Raw genomic sequence first — 16,430 nt, forward strand, 5'->3', positions numbered from 1 at the left:
AGTTCAAGCACTCGATGGGTGCTTGGGTTGCGAAGGAGTTCTATGTCGGAACCAAAAAAAATAGATCCTGCGGCAGGTGTTGAGCTGCCGTTGCTGCCTTTGCGCGATGTGGTGGTGTTTCCGCACATGGTGATCCCACTGTTTGTAGGGCGTGTGAAAAGCATCAAGGCGCTGGAGCTAGCGATGGAGGCGGATCGCCGCATCATGTTGGTGGCTCAGAAAACTGCCTCTAAAGATGAGCCATCTGTGGATGACTTGTTTGAGGTGGGAAGCGTCTCCACCATTTTGCAAATGTTGAAGCTCCCTGATGGAACTGTAAAGGTTTTGGTAGAGGGGCAGGGGCGTGCAAAGCTGCTACAAGTCGAAGATAAAGAAACGCACTTCGTAGCGCGCTGTGAAGAAATCCCTACCCCCGCACCCTCTGGTAAGCAAGCGAGTGAAATTGAAGCTTTGCGCAGGGCTGTATCGCAGCAGTTTGATCAATACGTCAAGCTCAATAAGAAAATTCCATCAGAAATCTTGACGTCTATCGCCGGGATTGATGACGGCGGCCGTTTGGCGGACACCATTGCAGCCCATTTGCCGTTGAAGTTGGATCAGAAGCAAATTGTCTTGAATCTCTCCGATGTCAAGCTGCGACTGGAGAATTTATTTGAGCAGCTTGAGCGTGAAGTCGACATTCTCAACGTAGATAAAAAAATTCGTGGCCGTGTCAAGCGCCAAATGGAGAAGAGTCAGCGCGATTTTTATTTGAATGAGCAAGTCAAGGCCATTCAAAAAGAATTGGGTGAAGGTGAAGAAGGCGCAGATCTTGAAGAGATAGAGAAAAAGATCAAGGCAGCCAAGATGCCTTTGGCGGCGCGCAAGAAGGCTGAGGCCGAGCTGAAGAAGCTCAAGCTAATGTCTCCTATGTCGGCAGAGGCGACAGTGGTGCGTAACTATATTGATGTGCTAACCGCGCTGCCTTGGAGCAAAAAAACCAAGATCAAACATGATTTGAACTATGCGGAAGAGGTACTGAATGCAGATCACTTTGGCCTAGAGAAAGTTAAAGATCGCATCTTGGAATACCTTGCTGTGCAGCAACGCGTAGACAAAGTAAAGGCGCCTATTTTGTGTTTGGTTGGTCCGCCTGGCGTGGGTAAAACCTCATTGGGTCAGTCGATTGCCAAAGCCACTGGCCGCAAGTATGTGCGTATGGCTTTGGGTGGGATGCGCGATGAGGCTGAAATCCGCGGACATCGACGCACTTATATCGGAGCTATGCCGGGTAAGGTTTTGCAAAGCTTGGAGAAGGCAGGGACACGCAACCCTTTGTTCTTATTGGATGAAATCGACAAGCTGGGCATGGATTTCAGGGGCGACCCTTCCAGCGCTTTGTTGGAAGTCCTGGATCCTGAGCAAAACAACGCTTTTGCTGATCACTATGTTGAAGTCGACTTTGACTTGAGTGATGTCATGTTTATTGCGACCTCGAACTCCATGAATATTCCTTCAGCGCTGTTGGATCGGATGGAGGTAATTCGTTTGTCGGGCTATACCGAAGACGAGAAGGTCAATATTGCCAAACGCTATCTGCTGCCTAAGCAAATCACCAACAATGGTTTGAAAGAGGGTGAGCTAGAGGTGAATGATGATGCGCTGCAGGACATCGTGCGTTACTACACACGTGAAGCGGGTGTGCGTTCTTTGGAGCGTGAGCTGTCGAAAATCTGCCGCAAGGTTGTCAAGGGCTTGCAACTGAAGTCGCTCAAACCCAAGGTCATCGTTGAGGCTGCCAATTTGGCTGATTACCTGGGTGTTCGCAAGTTCACATATGGACGTGCTGAGCAGCAAAACCAAGTGGGGCAGGTGGTAGGCTTGGCGTGGACGGAGGTCGGTGGTGACTTGTTGACCATTGAAGCCGCCACGATGCCTGGCAAGGGTAATATTTTGCGCACCGGTTCTTTGGGCGATGTAATGAAAGAGTCGGTAGAGGCTGCCCGCACTGTAGTGCGCAGTCGTGCTCATGCCCTAGGTATTGAAGATGTGGCTTTTGAAAAGCGTGACATCCACGTTCACGTCCCTGATGGTGCGACGCCTAAGGATGGGCCAAGTGCAGGTGCCGCGATGACAACTGCCTTCGTGTCTGCGCTGACGGGGATTCCTGTGCGTGCAGATGTGGCTATGACTGGTGAAATTACCTTGCGAGGAGAGGTGACCGCCATCGGTGGGCTCAAGGAGAAGCTGCTTGCCGCATTGAGAGGTGGCATCAAAACGGTGTTGATCCCGCAGGAAAATGTGAAAGATTTGCAAGATATCCCCGTGAATGTCAAAACGGATCTTGAGATTGTTCCTGTGCGGTGGATTGACGAAGTTTTGAAGATCGCGTTGGAGCGTATGCCAGTTGCTTTGGATGATGTTGCTGTGGTTGCATCTCCCTCTGTAGCTGTGAAAGCGGCTGCTGCTAAAACGGCGGTAAAGAAAACACGTGCGGTGAAGCATTGATGAAAATTTGTAGCGCGATTTTCTGAAGTGTCAAAAAATTGCGCTACAATTCACTCTATCGCAACGCTGCTTGATTTCTGTTATAGAATCTAAGGCTTCGTTAGATAAGCGGGAATAGCTCAGTTGGTAGAGCGATACCTTGCCAAGGTATAGGTCGTCGGTTCGAACCCGATTTCCCGCTCCAGGTTTTCTGGAGCTTGTTTTGATAAGTTCCAGGGTTTCCAAGAAATTGGAAGCGCAAGCGGGAATAGCTCAGTTGGTAGAGCGATACCTTGCCAAGGTATAGGTCGTCGGTTCGAACCCGATTTCCCGCTCCAGTTTAGGTGCTGCAAAGCTCCTTGGATTGGCGCGATAGCAAAGCGGTTATGCAACGGATTGCAAATCCGTCTAGTCCGGTTCGACTCCGGATCGCGCCTCCAAAATGCGGGAATAGCTCAGTTGGTAGAGCGATACCTTGCCAAGGTATAGGTCGTCGGTTCGAACCCGATTTCCCGCTCCAAATAAAAAGGGAAGCTTATGCTTCCCTTTTTCATGAGGTGGCTAAGTTAGTGGATAGAATTTCTCTATATAAATTAGGTTATGCTCACTAACTTGGCAGCCTGATGATCAGGGTTGCAGCCTCGGTGGTGAAATTGGTAGACACATCAGACTTAAAATCTGCCGCCTATAAACAGGCGTGCCGGTTCGATTCCGGCCCGAGGCACCAAATTTCAATAAGCTTCTTTTGAGAAGCTTTTTTTATTTCGGAAGACACTTGGTTCGTTAGATGTTCTGGCACACCGAAGTCGGCAATTCAAGATGCGTGTCAGAATGGGCACGAATATGCTTGTACGAAGCTCTTTGCTGCGATCTTTAACCAAAGAAAACAATGTCTAGTTACAACGCTCCTTTTGAAATTCACGTTCACGGCCAAGTGCTGTTGCGCGCTGATGTGACCTTTGAGCAGTTGCAAGACGCTCTGCAACCTTTATGGGCTTACGCCGGAGCACGCTCTTTAGCGGCCGGTGCTGCCAGTGCATATGAAGAGGAGCCTGGTATCCAGTTCAACGCCAAAGAACGCACGCTGCAGATCTGTTGGACGGTGTCTGGCGATCAGGATTTTCGCCAAGCATTAGATGACGTCTGCATGGGGCTCAATGAGCTCGCTGAAGAAGGTGCAGCCATTGAAGTCACTTTCTATGATGCGGAGTTCGACGAAGAGGATGGCGACCGTTCTCAGGAAGCGCGAGATGATTTCGTGATGTTGTTTGTGGGTCCTAATCCTGCTGCCATCATGAAGGTTCAGCGCGATATGCTGGTGCAAGATGTGATCCAGATGATGGAGCGTCACTTTGAGGCTTCTGAATTGGTAGGGGTGGTTTCTGAGATTGACAAGTTGTTTATGCAGCGCTTTGACAGTCTTTTAAGTTCTCTGGAGATTGGTAAGTTGCCTCCCAGTGGTGGAGGCAGTGGCTCCAGAGGCGGAAGCGGCCATCGGCCGCGCCACTTGCATTGACTGACTAGATATTTGTTTTTTGGCCTGGCTTGTTAGCCGGGCTTTTTATTAGGGGCATGGATTGTGACGGTGATTGTGTGGCCCTGTCTTAAGGCTTATCGGTAATCCCCCCTTAAACCATTACTCTGAAAAGTAGAGCTATGCGACCATTGCCAGCCACTGTTTGGGGTGCGTGTTTATTTGACGCGCTTAGATGCTGGCGGTGCAAGGATTTGGCGTGCCCGTCATCCTTTTTATTTGGGCGATGCACTGGGTAGCCATGGCTTGTAGGAGGCCAGCAGCGCACTAATTTGTTCTGCGCTGACTGGTTTGCTGAACCAATAGCCTTGCGCTTCATCGCAGCCTTGGTCGCGCAAAAAATCAAGTTGTGCTTGGGTTTCAACGCCTTCTGCGGTAGTTTGTATGCCTAATGCTTGGGCCATACGAATAATGGCATTGACAATCGCACGGTCGTTGCTGTCATGATCCAAGTCGCGAATGAACGACTGATCGATTTTGAGTTTGTAAATTTGAAAGCGCTTGAGCTGGCTGAGTGAGGAATAGCCTGTTCCAAAATCATCAATCGATAGCCAGATGCCACTTTCTCTCAGTGCATCCATAGTCAGCGTAGCGGCCTTGGGGTCGTTGATTGCCACCCCTTCCGTAAGCTCCAACTCCAAGGCATTGGGGGAAATTTCAGATTCCAAAAGAATGCGGCCAATCAGCTCAGGAAGCTGAGGCTGGTGAAATTGAATGGCCGAAAGGTTGACTGCCACTTTAAGCTTTTGGAAGCCTTCTTGGTGCCAGGTTTGTAGCTGGGTAATTGCTTTGCGTAGCACCCATTCCCCAATTTGCAAAATCTGGCCGCTGTCTTCGGCAACGGGGATAAATTCTGCGGGAGAGATCTGCCCTAGCTCAGGTTGGTTCCAGCGCAGCAGCGCTTCAACGCTGCGAATCTCTCCAGTGTGCAAACAAATTTGCGGTTGATAGTGCAGAGTGAATTCATTGCGCTCTAAAGCGCGGCGCATGGCATTTTCAAGCTGCAGTGCACGTACTGATTTGGCATGCATCTGCGGAGTAAAAAAACGATAGGTATTGCGGCCATCAAGTTTGGCGTGGTACATGGCCACGTCTGCAGACTGGGTAAGGCTTTCAATGTTTTCACCATCCTGGGGGAATAAAGCGATGCCCATAGATGGCGCCATACTCAGTTCGTGGTGACCAATTTGGTAGGGCCGCAGGGATGCTTCTTGCAATTTGCCTGCAACGCGCGCTGCACCTTGTGCATTGGCACCGGGTAAAAGAAGAACGAATTCATCTCCTCCCAGGCGCGCCACGGTGTCTTTTTCGCGCACTACCGCCCGCAAACGCTTGGCAATTTCTTGCAGCAATTCATCTCCGACCTGATGGCCCAGAGAGTCATTGACGTGCTTGAAACGGTCTAAGTCTAAAAAAATGACAGCGAGCGGCGTTTGATTGGTGCGGGCTTGAGCAATCGCCTCTTTGCTGCGTTCGGCTAAAAAAGTACGGTTAGGCAAGCCTGTCAGCGGGTCGTAATGGGCCATCCAATGGATGCGCTCTTGTACGCGCTTTCGATCCTCCACTTCTTGGTGCAGGGTCTGAATCGTTTCACTAAGCTGATTGGTGCGTTCAGAAACTTGGCGCTCCAGTTCAGCTTGTGCCTTGGTGAGCATGGACTGAATATGCTTGCGCTCCGTAATATCCATCAATATCCACACTTCTCCCTGAGTGCGATCCAAAGGATCTACCCAGCGACTGCGTGCTTCACACTCAATGTTATGGCCCTGGCGGTGCCGCAGCGTAATTTCTCCCTCGAAGTTGCCTGTGCTTCCCATGCTGATTTGTGCCAGCACACTCAAAGGTGACGTGCCGTAGGCGATGGATACCGGAATGTTGGTGAGCGCCAAAAGACTTTCTGGCTCAAAGCCCAACATGTTTCCAAGGTGGGGATTGCAGCGAGTCAGCGTGCCTTGTTTGAAATAGGCGATACCTACGGCAGCAGTTTCAAACAGCAACTGCTTTTCACGTAAAGCGTTGGACAGCAACGCTTTACGGCGCCGCTGCTCATCGATGTCGTCGATGATCCAGATAGCGCCATCCAGAGGTGTGTCGGGATTGATCAAATGCCCGCTTAGGCTGGCCCAGAAAAGATGGCCGCTGCGACGGCGCATACGGCGCTCTGTTTTGAATGTTTTGCCTTGCACCATGCTGGGATAGGCGGCGCGGCCTAAAGCTTTAAATTCTTCGCGCGAAGGGTGCAAGCTTGCACTGCGAATGCCAGCAATTTGTTCGTGGCTAGAAAAACCAAAAATCTTTGCAAAGTGAGGGTTGCAACGCACCACTGCCCGGTTTCTGATGAAGGCAATTCCAACGCCCGCACTGTTTAACAACGCTTGTTGTTCGCGTAGCAGACGTTCAAGATCGACGTGAGCAGCTGCAAGCGAGAGCTCTTGCTCTGCGGTTCCAGGGGGCAGTGACATGGCAGTGCAATGCAGAAGAATGTGAAGCGCGTCGAAGATCCCCTATGGGCCTCGATAGCGAGTGTGTGAATTATTGACCGCTCAATGGGTGCGATATTGCGTGGCTGCAAACACTGCTTGAACAGCCGCAATGTGTGGCGTGTGAGTCATCAAGCCATGTCAAAGCCTTTAGCAAAAGGCACTTCCATACAGCGATGGATTACATGCCTAGAGATTTCAGCAGTGCTTCTGTCTCACTGTCGGCAGTTGTTTGCTGCGAGACGGCTGCGGTATCGGGGGATGCGTGATTGGGGGCCGCTTGGGCGATGATGGCATCCGGGTCCACCACCTCATTGGCATCAAAGTCGTGCAGCTTAATGAACTCGGTGCTGTCCACCGCCAACTCCAAGTAAAAAATGTTATTGCTGGCGGTGTAGAAGGTGACGCGGCGTGCTTCTGGGTTGTCCAAGTTGGCGTCGACGCTCAGTTGCACCTGTTTGTTGAGCACCAGCATTTTGGGTTGGTTTTGTGTGATGTGAGTTTGCAATTCGCGGCGGATTTTTCCGGTGAAGTCGCCCACCACCTGGTTCATCAACTCGCCCATCACATTGCTGACTTCATCAGACGTATGGGAGCTGGCCAGATCGCTTTCCGACATGCCCATGTTGAGCAGGTAGCTGCGATAAAGCTCCATGGCCGAAGCGGCTGAAAAATTGATGATGACCAAGCCAGAAAAACCGCCATCAAACAAAACGAAGCAACCGATATCAGGCTTGAGGTATGTTTTCTTGATACGTTGAACCATGCCAGAGTACTGCACGTTGCAGGTGCTGGCTACGTTAAGTACGCGGGTGACAGAGTTGCAGAGGCTGACCAGCAGGTCGTCGGTGCCTTGGACAGTGTGGGGGGCTTTGTCACTCATGGAGGGCAGTCGTAAAAAGAAACAGAATGTCTCCGATTATGGGTGCTTTCGGTGTACAGGCACAGATCATCTGCTGCCTGGGTGCTGCTGTTGCACATGGCGTGACCTGGGTCAGGGTGGCTGCCCTGCAAACGCAAAAACAGGAGGGCTAGGCCTCCTGCAAATCCCATCGTCAGATGAAAGCGCGTTGCGTTTAGCGAGTGGCCGCAGCGCGCGCTTGGATGAGCCACGCATCGAATGTGGTTTGGTGGGCTTTGATCCATCCGTTTACATGGCGCTCAATATCGGCGGGCTTATTCTGACCATCGTGGAGCAGCCGGTTTTGCTGGCTGATGTCGTTCAGCGGAATCTGCATCACCTCAAACAGCTTGGCTGCGGCGGGGTGTTGCGCCGCCCACGTTTTGTTGGCAACGATGTACTGGTTGTTCAGCGGGAAGCCGTAATTCTTGCCGTTAGGAAGCTGGGTATCGGTATTGGCTTGCACACCCGGCATTGATGAGGACGGTACCTGCAGCCACACGACTTCGTGCCCCGGGCGCAGCACATTGCTGAGCCAGTAAGGGGTCCAAGCGTAGTACAGCACGGGTTTTCCGGCTTTAAAGCGCGCCAAGGTGTCGGCAATCAGGGCTGGGTAATTGCCTTGGGTGTAATTCACGGTGTTTTGCAAACCGAATGCGCTGATTTGGTGGGCCACCACGGCCTCGCCACCCCAGCCAGCATTGGGACCAATCAGGTCGGCTTTGCCATCTCCGCTGGCATCAAACAATTGCGCCAGTTGGGGGTCTTTCAGCTGATCCAGGTGCGTGATGCCGTGGGCATCGGCGGTTTTTTTGTCGATCATGTAACCCTGAACCGCTCCTGCCGCGTAGACCCCTTTGCGCGAGAGTTTGGCATCACCGCCTGCGCGCAGGTAGAACTCGGCATGGTGCGGGTTCCAGTGGTTGGCCATGAATGTCGCTTCACCATTGGCTATGGCGATATGTATCAAGGGATAGTCCAGCTCCTCCCAGGGCTTGACCGTGTAGCCCAACTGTTCCAAGGCTTTCATGACCAGCAGGGTTTGAAAGCTCTCTTCGGCCAACGCGCTTTTCAGGGGCTGCACGGTCACGCCTTGCCCTGGTAGCGCGTTGCTTGGCAAACTCTGACCTGTCGCCCATGCAGCAGGGTGCAGCAGGCTGAGTGTGGCCGCTGCAGTGGCACCCAGTAACCACTGGCGTTTTTGGTGGTTGCGGGCGGTGAGTGGGCGAGGGGTCATGGTTTGCAAAGTCTTGGTCATCCTTGGGGGTTCTCCTTGTAGAACAGTGGGCCAAAGCCCTATAAAAAAACGGCGCCCGCCGGAGCGGATGCCGTGGTGCATCGTTGCGAAATCAGGATTTCTTGGCAGCAGCCAGGGCTTGCTGGATCCAGCTGTCAAAAGTCTTTTGGTGGGCTTTGATCCAGCCGTTCACATGGCGCTCAATGTCTGCAGCTTTGCCTTGGCCTTGGCTCATCATGTAGTTCTGTGCATTGATGTCCGAAACGGGCAGTTGCATGATGGCAAACAGCTTGGCAGCGGCAGGGTTTTGGTCAGTCCATGCTTTGTTGGCCAAGATGTGCTGCTTGTTCACCACAAAGCCATAGTTTTTGCCGTTGGGCAACTTGGTGTCGACACCCTTTTGTGCACCCGGCGAGGATGAAAAAGGAACCTCCAGCCACACCACGTCCTTGCCTGGCTTGAGTTCATTGCTCACCCAGTAAGGTGTCCATGTGTAGTACAGCACGGGCTTGCCCGATTTGTAGCGGGTGATGGTGTCGGCAATCAGGGCCGAGTAGGTACCTTGCTGGTGGGTGACGGTGTTGCGCAGCTTGTAGGCATCCAGGTGGTGTTCAATCATGGCTTCGCAGCCCCAGCCGGGGTTGCAGCCCGTCATATCGGCCTTGCCGTCACCGTCGGTATCAAACAGTTTGGCGATCTTGGGGTCTTGCAACTGCGCAATATTGGTGATGTTGTGTGCTTCGGCAGTCTTCTTGTCGATCAGGTAGCCCTGTGCAGCGTTGTCTGAGTACACGCCTTGGCGGTAGAGTTTGGCATCACCACCTGCGTTCTTGTAGTAATCCGCGTGTAGGGGATTCCAGTGCGATGCGATGAAGGTGGCGTCGCCGTTGCCAATCGCCAGGTGGGCCGTGGGGTACTCGACTTCTTTGATGGGCTGTACGTCGTAGCCCAGCTGTTCCAAGGCCTTCATGACCAGCAGGGTCTGGAAGGTCTCTTCAGCGATCGAGCTTTTGAGCGGATAAACCTTGACGCCTTTGCCGGGCAGTTCATTGGCGCTGACGCTGAAACACGTCAGCGCGAGGGTGCTTGCGGCCACAGCGGCCAGGGTGCGGGTGATTGCGGTCATCGTCGTCCTCCTGGTTAAAAAAATAGTCAAATCGGCCTCTAGCGCTTATTGAATAAGCGCTAGAAGCTATTAAATTAAGATTGCTTGCGAGGTTTGAGTAGCAAACCCAGAGGGCCGCGGTGCCACCAGCGTTCACCACCGCGCTGGGCTTGACCCATGGCCTGGGTGATGCGATCCAGCACAATGGCCAGCAGCACAATGCCCAGGCCGCCTACGGTGGCCAGACCCATGTCCAGGCGGCCAATACCGCGCAGCACCATCTGGCCCAGACCGCCCACGGCGATCATGGAGGCGATCACCACCATGGACAGCGACAACATCAGCGCCTGGTTGATGCCCGCCATGATGTTGGGCATGGCCAAGGGCAGTTGCACCTTCCACAGCAGTTGCCAGGGCGAGGCGCCATAGGCGCGGCTGGCCTCAATCAAATCAGGGCGCACTTGGCGAATGCCCAGATTGGTCAGGCGCACCAGCGGTGGCAATGCAAAGATGATGGTGACAATGACCCCGGGCACATTCCCGATGCCGAACAGCATCACCACAGGCACCAGGTACACAAAGGCCGGGGTGGTTTGCATAGCGTCCAAGATGGGACGGGTCCAGCGCTGGGCACGGTCACTGGAGGCAATCAAAATCCCCAGTGGCAGGCCAATCACAATACAGAACACCAGTGAAGTCAGCACCAGCGACAAAGTCACCATGGCTTCTGGCCAAATGCCCAGGGCTGCCACGGCGATCAGCGATAACGCGGTACCAATCGCCAGGCCACGGCCTGCAAACTGCCAGGCAAGCAGCGCAACCAAGGCGGTCAACACAGGCCATGGCAATGCCAGCATGGCCTGTTCTACGCCCGACAAGGTGGCATCAATCGGCGTGCGTACCGCCTGAAAGAAGGGGCGGAAGTTCTCGACCACCCAGCCCAGACCTTGGTTGATCCAGGCTTCAAGTGGCAGGCCATCCGTTTGAATTTGTGCCCACCAGCTCAGCGGTGCATCTGGCGTGGCATCGATGGGAGCACTGAGCCAGTCCCCGCCTCCGGCGGCGTCGGGGCTGGTTCCGGAGGCTCCCCAGGGATCGCTGGCAGCTTCTGCCGGGGCGCTAGCGGCACTCCAGGGATCCGCACTCGCTGCTGCGGTGCTGCTGCTCCAAGGATCGGTCGTTGTTGTCGTTTCACTCATTGTTGTTCTCCTTGTGGTTGGCGGGTAGCGCTGTCCGAGTGCTCTTGCAGCATGGACGGCGAATCGGCTTCACCAGTGGGGAACAAGGGGTTGAGTGTGACGGGAGGCTGCACCTGCTGTGGTGGTGGCACAGGAGGGGTGTCACGGTCCAAAAAGCGCAGCATGGTGGTGCGACTGATGATGCCCAAAAACTTGCGGTCTTCGCCCAGTACGGGCAGCGGGCACGGCGCAGTCGCCATGGGGCCAAACAAGTCGGCCACGGGGGTGCTGGCATCAATTGGTGTCACGTTGTCGATGAAAGCATGCTTGAGGCCCAGCATGCCTTCGTGCCCGTGTAGCGCATCACGCAGCGACTGGGCCGACACCACGCCCAGCAGACGTTGGCGGGCATTGAGCACGTAAGCATGGTCACGGTCCGAGTCTTCAATCAAACGCAGCGCAGCGCGGCAGCCACGGTCGTTGTGCTCAGAGATGATGGTCAGCGCCTGGCGAGTAATGTCGCAGGCCTTGAACACTGCGGCCGCATCGACGCCCTTGATAAAGCTGCGTACGTAGTCGTTGGCAGGACTGCGCAAGATTTCATCGGGCGTGCCTACCTGGATCACCTGGCCATCTTTCATGATGGCAATGCGGTCACCAATGCGCATGGCTTCGTCCAGATCGTGCGAGATGAAGACGATGGTGCGGCGTTTGGTTTCTTGCAGACGCAGCAACTCCGACTGCATCTCGGTGCGAATGATGGGGTCTAGCGCTGAAAAAGCCTCGTCCATCAGCAAGATCGCCGGGTCTGAAGCCAGCGCACGGGCCAAGCCTACGCGCTGTTGCATGCCGCCGGACAACTCATCGGGGTAGCTGCCTCCCCATGCACCAAGGCCGACTTGCTCCAGCGCCTCTTGCGCGGCTTGCTGACGGGCCGCTTTGTCCACGCCCGCCATCTCTAAGCCGAATGCGGTGTTGTCCAGCACCGTCATATGCGGCATCAGTGCAAACGACTGAAACACCATGGAGATATCTTTGCGGCGCAAGGCGCGCAAGTCTTTGTCGCTCAAGGCATTGATGTCCTGCCCGTCGACCACGATGCGGCCGCTGGTTGGCTCAATCAAGCGATTGAGCATGCGCACGAGGGTGGATTTGCCTGAGCCCGACAGGCCCATGACGACGAAGATTTCGCCCGCTTCAATGGTGAAGTTGGCATCGAACACGCCAATCGATTGGCCGGTGCGTTCGAGGATTTGTTGCTTGGAAAGCCCTTGGCGCACCAGGTCCAAGGCCTGCTTTGGCTGATCGCCAAAGACCTTGAAGACGTGTTCGATGCGAATTTGTTTGGCCACTGGTTGTCCTCCCTTGATTTGTTCTTGGGGGTTACACACAGTGCAGCCGCGTCACAAGCTGGGCTTGGACGGCCTACACGCGAAGCCGAATGTCGTGGTCACCGATGCACCGGCGTTGCATAGAGCAAGCCGCAATGAAGGGTTAGAGACCGGGCCCGAATGGCAGCGTAGTGGTGCGCAAGGGCCGCAAGCGAGGGCAGAGGCAACGCACACGCCAGAAGGTATGCGAGACATGATCCAAAGTGTCCGTGCATCAGTGCCAGAAATCCGGCGCTGTGGTGGCAGCTGTCTGCAAGTGCAGTGCTGACACCGGGTTAATCCATGTTGAAAAAACATGGATTACCTGCATGGCAGGTTGTTAATAAGTTGTTTATTCTAACTATTGGGTATATGGCTGTCAATAGTAAATCTGCACTTTTGGGGCTTTTCTACTGCATTCGCTGGCATCGTGCAGTCAGGTGTCGGTAAAACGGTGTAAAAAATAAAAAAACCCGGCATCGGCCGGGCTTCTGGGTTGAAGAGGGATTCTTCAGTGTGCGTCGGAGTGCTGGCTGTGAATCAGCTTGTCGGTATAGGCAATCGCCAAAGCGCTCAGCAAGAACACCACGTGGATGATGGTTTGCCACATCAAGACTTTGATGTCGTAGTTGGCGGCGTTGATGAAGGTTTTGAGCAGGTGGATAGAGCTGATACCAATGATCGATAGGCCCAGCTTCACTTTGAGCACCGAGGCATTGACGTGATCCAGCCATTCAGGCTGGTCCGGGTGGGTGTCAAGGCCCAAGCGGCTCACAAAGGTTTCGTACCCTCCCACGATCACCATGATCAGCAAATTAGAGATCATGACCACATCAATCAGTGCCAGCACGACCAGCATGATCACCGTTTCATTCAAACTGGTAAGCGGCGCATCGGGCTTGTAACCAATATTGTTCACGAGCAGCTGCAGGGCTTCTTGGCTGCCAAACGCAGCTTCAATCAAGTGCCACAACTCCAGCAAGAAATGCCAGACGTAAACGCCCTGGGCGGCAATCAGGCCAAGGTACAGAGGCAGTTGCAGCCAGCGGCTGGCAAAAATGAGACTGGGAAGAGGGCGCATAGGAGAGGGTGTGTGGGCTGGGGCTGTCGACTCGTGGATAGGGTCAGGGTGAGCCATAAATGCAATGCGAAGACGTTGAAATAAAGCTGCGCAGAAACGAAGCAGGGCGCGCATTGTAGAGGCAGTGACTCATGGTTAACCCTTGATAAGTCTTTCATTTTCCTCAGGTTTAAACCATAGGGAGTCAGTGGTATGTAAGTGCCGGCGCCGACATTTGCTCGCAAACTACTACCCCTAAAGAGCAAGGAGACAAAGCCATGAATGCACCTACTTCAGCCATTGAATCTGTGTTGGTGGAAAACAGAGTGTTTCCCCCCTCAGAGGCGATTCAAAAAGCAGCCCGTGTCTCGGGCATGGCCGGTTATGAAGCCCTGTGCGCAGAGGCAGAAAAAGACTATGAGGGCTACTGGGCCCGCTTGGCGCGTGAAAACGTGGTCTGGAGCAAGCCTTTCACCCAGGTGCTGGATGAAAGCAATGCCCCGTTTTACCGCTGGTTTGCCGACGGAGAGCTCAACGCCAGTGCCAACTGCCTGGACAAGCACATGGGCACGGCGACAGAGCACAAGACGGCCATCATTTTTGAGGCTGACGATGGGCAAGTCACCAAGGTCAGCTACCGTGAGCTGCTGGAGCGTGTGGCGCAGTTTGCCAATGGCTTGAAAGCGCAAGGGGTGAAAAAGGGTGACCGCGTACTCATCTACATGCCCATGACGATCGAAGGCGTGGTGGCCATGCAGGCATGCGCCCGTATCGGTGCTACGCACTCGGTGGTGTTTGGTGGTTTTTCCGCCAAGGCGGTGCAAGAGCGGATTGTGGATGTGGGCGCTACTGCAGTGATTACGGCCAACTTCCAGATGCGCGGTGGCAAAGAGCTGCCACTGAAAGCGATTGTGGACGATGCCCTGCAAATGGGCGGCTGCGAAGGCGTGAAGCATGTCTTTGTGTATGAGCGCACCGCTTCTGCGTACAGCAAGGTGGCAGGCCGTGACATGAGCTTTGCAGAACTGCTGGCCGGGCAGAGCACCGAGTGCCCGCCCGTAGCGGTGGAAGCGGAGCATCCGTTGTTCATCCTCTACACCAGTGGCTCAACTGGCAAGCCCAAGGGCGTGCAGCATTCCACTGGTGGCTACATGCTGTGGGCCAAACAGACGGTGGAGTGGACGTTTGACATGCAGCCCTCCGATGTGTTTTGGTGCACCGCAGACATTGGCTGGATCACTGGTCACACCTACGTGGCTTATGGCCCGTTGGCCGCAGGTGCCACGCAAATCGTCTTTGAAGGCGTGCCTACGTTCCCGCACGCAGGGCGTTTCTGGGAAATGATTGAGCGCCACGGCTGCACCGTTTTCTACACAGCGCCGACAGCGATTCGCTCTTTGATCAAGGCCTCGGAAACCGACGAGAAGGTGCACCCCAAGAACTGGAATTTGTCCAGCTTGCGTATCTTGGGCAGTGTGGGTGAGCCAATCAACCCCGAGGCGTGGATGTGGTACTACCGCAATGTGGGTGCAGAGCGTTGCCCGATTGTGGATACCTTCTGGCAGACCGAAAACGGTGGCCACATGATCACTCCGCTGCCCGGTGCCACGCCCTTGGTGCCTGGCTCGTGCACCTTGCCTTTGCCAGGCATCATGGCTGCCATCGTTGACGAAACCGGCAACGATATGCCCAATGGCGCGGGCGGCATGCTGGTGGTCAAGCGCCCATGGCCCAGCATGATTCGCAATATCTGGGGCGACCCTGAGCGTTTCAAAAAGAGCTATTTCCCGGAAGAGCTGGGCGGCAAGACCTATCTGGCGGGCGATGGTGCTGTGCGCAGCGAAGACCGTGGCTACTTCCGCATTACGGGACGCATTGACGATGTGCTCAACGTCTCTGGCCACCGTATGGGCACCATGGAAATTGAGTCCGCTTTGGTGAGCAAAACCGATCTGGTCGCTGAGGCTGCCGTGGTAGGCCGCCCTGACGATCTGACGGGCGAGGCGATTTGTGCGTTTGTTGTGCTCAAGCGCCCGCTGCCAAGCGACCCTGAGGAAGCCAAGGCGCTTGCCAATGAGCTGCGCAACTGGGTGGCCAAGGAAATTGGCCCGATTGCCAAGCCCAAGGACATTCGCTTTGGTGAGAACCTGCCAAAAACGCGCAGCGGCAAGATCATGCGCCGCTTGCTGCGCTCGATTGCCAAGGGCGAGGCCATCACCCAAGACACCTCCACGCTGGAAAACCCCGCCATCCTGGAGCAGTTGGGCAAAACCCATTAATCCATGCGAAATGGCGCGGTGACGGCACTTGCTCAGTCTCCGCCTCAACCTTGGGCAGATGTTTGGGGTGCTGGGCCAAGCGCCGTGGAATTCCCAACGCCGCATCGCGTTGCATGAAGTTCAAGCCACCTTCGGGTGGCTTTTTCTTGTGCTGTAGGAAACCAAGCCAGCCATGAAAGCGTTACACACTGGCTTGGCTGTGGGTGGTATTGAGGTACAAACCAGCGCATACAGAGCAAATACAGAGCAAAGGAAATAGGCATGAAATCACGCATCGCACTGCTGGTACTCATCATTGTTTTGATTGGGGTGTTGGGCTTTTTTAACTTCCCCTACCTAGCGCAGACGGTTCCCATGTCGTTGGGGATCACAACGATAGATGCTCCCTTGGGGCTGATCTTGCTGGCACTGACGGCTTTGATGGCCGTGGTGTTTGTTGCGTATGTAATTGCCATGCAAGGCGCATGGCTGCTGGAGGCGCGCGCACATGCCAAGGAGATGGCTGCGCAGCGTGAGCTGGCAGACAAGGCAGAGGCATCGCGTTTTACGGAGCTGCGCATTGCCATCGAAAATCTGCACAGAGAGGAAGAGCGCAAGCTGCTTGAGCGCCTGGATGTGCTGGAGTCACACCTGCAGGCCCGCGCGCAGGAGAGCGATAACTCCACCGCCGCTTATGTGGGGCAGCTGGAGCAGCAGTTGCGGGCCAGGTCGCATGCAGCGTCCGCTGTGCCCAGCGGCGATCCGCTGGACGTCACGCCGCGCAACACGCAGTTTTAAAGAGGGTTCCCTGCTGCTGTCCTACGAGGGTGTGGCAGGGCGT

The 16,430-nt window shown here is 54.6% G+C and carries 11 protein-coding genes and 5 tRNA genes; 9 read left to right on the forward strand and 7 right to left on the reverse strand.

The features are described from left to right. The first annotated feature begins 42 nt into the window (after window positions 1–42). From lon to QEP12_RS01990, 7 genes are all read left to right on the forward strand, one after another. Window positions 43–2,487, forward strand: coding sequence for an endopeptidase La (gene lon, locus QEP12_RS01960; protein ID WP_284213204.1), 2,445 nt, complete (start codon window positions 43–45; stop codon window positions 2,485–2,487). 108 nt (window positions 2,488–2,595) lie between these two features. Continuing rightward, window positions 2,596–2,671 (forward strand) — tRNA-Gly (locus tag QEP12_RS01965). Between the two features lie 57 nt (window positions 2,672–2,728). After that, window positions 2,729–2,804 (forward strand) — tRNA-Gly (locus QEP12_RS01970). Between the two features lie 28 nt (window positions 2,805–2,832). Beyond that, window positions 2,833–2,906 (forward strand) — tRNA-Cys (locus QEP12_RS01975). Between the two features lie 4 nt (window positions 2,907–2,910). Further along, window positions 2,911–2,986: transfer RNA gene (locus QEP12_RS01980), tRNA-Gly, on the forward strand. A gap of 118 nt (window positions 2,987–3,104) precedes the next feature. Next, a tRNA-Leu gene (locus tag QEP12_RS01985) sits at window positions 3,105–3,193 on the forward strand. Window positions 3,194–3,355: 162 nt separating this feature from the next. Further along, entirely contained in the window at window positions 3,356–3,982 is a 627-nt protein-coding gene (locus QEP12_RS01990; RefSeq protein WP_174863439.1) for a DUF6806 family protein, read from the forward strand. A gap of 233 nt (window positions 3,983–4,215) precedes the next feature. Here QEP12_RS01990 and QEP12_RS01995 read toward each other — a convergent pair whose 3' ends face one another. The 7 genes from QEP12_RS01995 to QEP12_RS02025 form a co-directional block, all read right to left on the reverse strand. Continuing rightward, on the reverse strand, window positions 4,216–6,462 hold the full coding sequence (locus QEP12_RS01995) for a sensor domain-containing protein (protein WP_174863440.1): 2,247 nt from the start codon (window positions 6,460–6,462) through the stop codon (window positions 4,216–4,218). 199 nt (window positions 6,463–6,661) lie between these two features. Then, entirely contained in the window at window positions 6,662–7,363 is a 702-nt protein-coding gene (locus tag QEP12_RS02000; RefSeq protein WP_284213205.1) for a DUF3334 family protein, read from the reverse strand. Window positions 7,364–7,556: 193 nt separating this feature from the next. Next, window positions 7,557–8,639, reverse strand: a complete 1,083-nt coding sequence (gene proX / locus QEP12_RS02005; RefSeq protein WP_284213206.1) for a glycine betaine/L-proline ABC transporter substrate-binding protein ProX — start codon at window positions 8,637–8,639, stop codon at window positions 7,557–7,559. Between the two features lie 91 nt (window positions 8,640–8,730). Then, a complete protein-coding gene (gene proX, locus QEP12_RS02010) occupies window positions 8,731–9,744 on the reverse strand; it encodes a glycine betaine/L-proline ABC transporter substrate-binding protein ProX (protein WP_284213207.1) in 1,014 nt (337 codons plus the stop codon). Window positions 9,745–9,818: 74 nt separating this feature from the next. Beyond that, window positions 9,819–10,922, reverse strand: coding sequence for a glycine betaine/L-proline ABC transporter permease ProW (gene proW / locus QEP12_RS02015; protein WP_174863444.1), 1,104 nt, complete (start codon window positions 10,920–10,922; stop codon window positions 9,819–9,821). Beyond that, window positions 10,919–12,253: a glycine betaine/L-proline ABC transporter ATP-binding protein ProV gene (gene proV / locus QEP12_RS02020; RefSeq protein WP_284213208.1), complete on the reverse strand. Its 1,335-nt coding sequence runs from the start codon at window positions 12,251–12,253 to the stop codon at window positions 10,919–10,921. The genes proW and proV overlap by 4 nt, the downstream gene beginning before the upstream one ends. 529 nt (window positions 12,254–12,782) lie before the next feature. Continuing rightward, window positions 12,783–13,352 (reverse strand): TIGR00645 family protein, encoded by a 570-nt coding sequence (locus QEP12_RS02025; protein WP_257469230.1) that lies wholly within the window; start codon window positions 13,350–13,352, stop codon window positions 12,783–12,785. 257 nt (window positions 13,353–13,609) lie between these two features. Between QEP12_RS02025 and acs the strand changes: the two genes are divergently transcribed. Together acs and QEP12_RS02035 are read left to right on the forward strand one after the other, a co-directional pair. After that, the gene (gene acs / locus QEP12_RS02030; RefSeq protein WP_284213209.1) at window positions 13,610–15,610 is read left to right on the forward strand and encodes an acetate--CoA ligase; all 2,001 of its coding nucleotides are present in this window, start codon (window positions 13,610–13,612) and stop codon (window positions 15,608–15,610) included. A gap of 261 nt (window positions 15,611–15,871) precedes the next feature. Beyond that, complete coding sequence (locus QEP12_RS02035; RefSeq protein WP_174863395.1) at window positions 15,872–16,387, forward strand: LapA family protein; 516 nt, start codon at window positions 15,872–15,874, stop codon at window positions 16,385–16,387. Window positions 16,388–16,430: the final 43 nt, after the last annotated feature.

This window comes from Comamonas jiangduensis, assembly GCF_030162955.1.
GTDB classification, from domain to species: domain Bacteria; phylum Pseudomonadota; class Gammaproteobacteria; order Burkholderiales; family Burkholderiaceae_C; genus Comamonas; species Comamonas jiangduensis.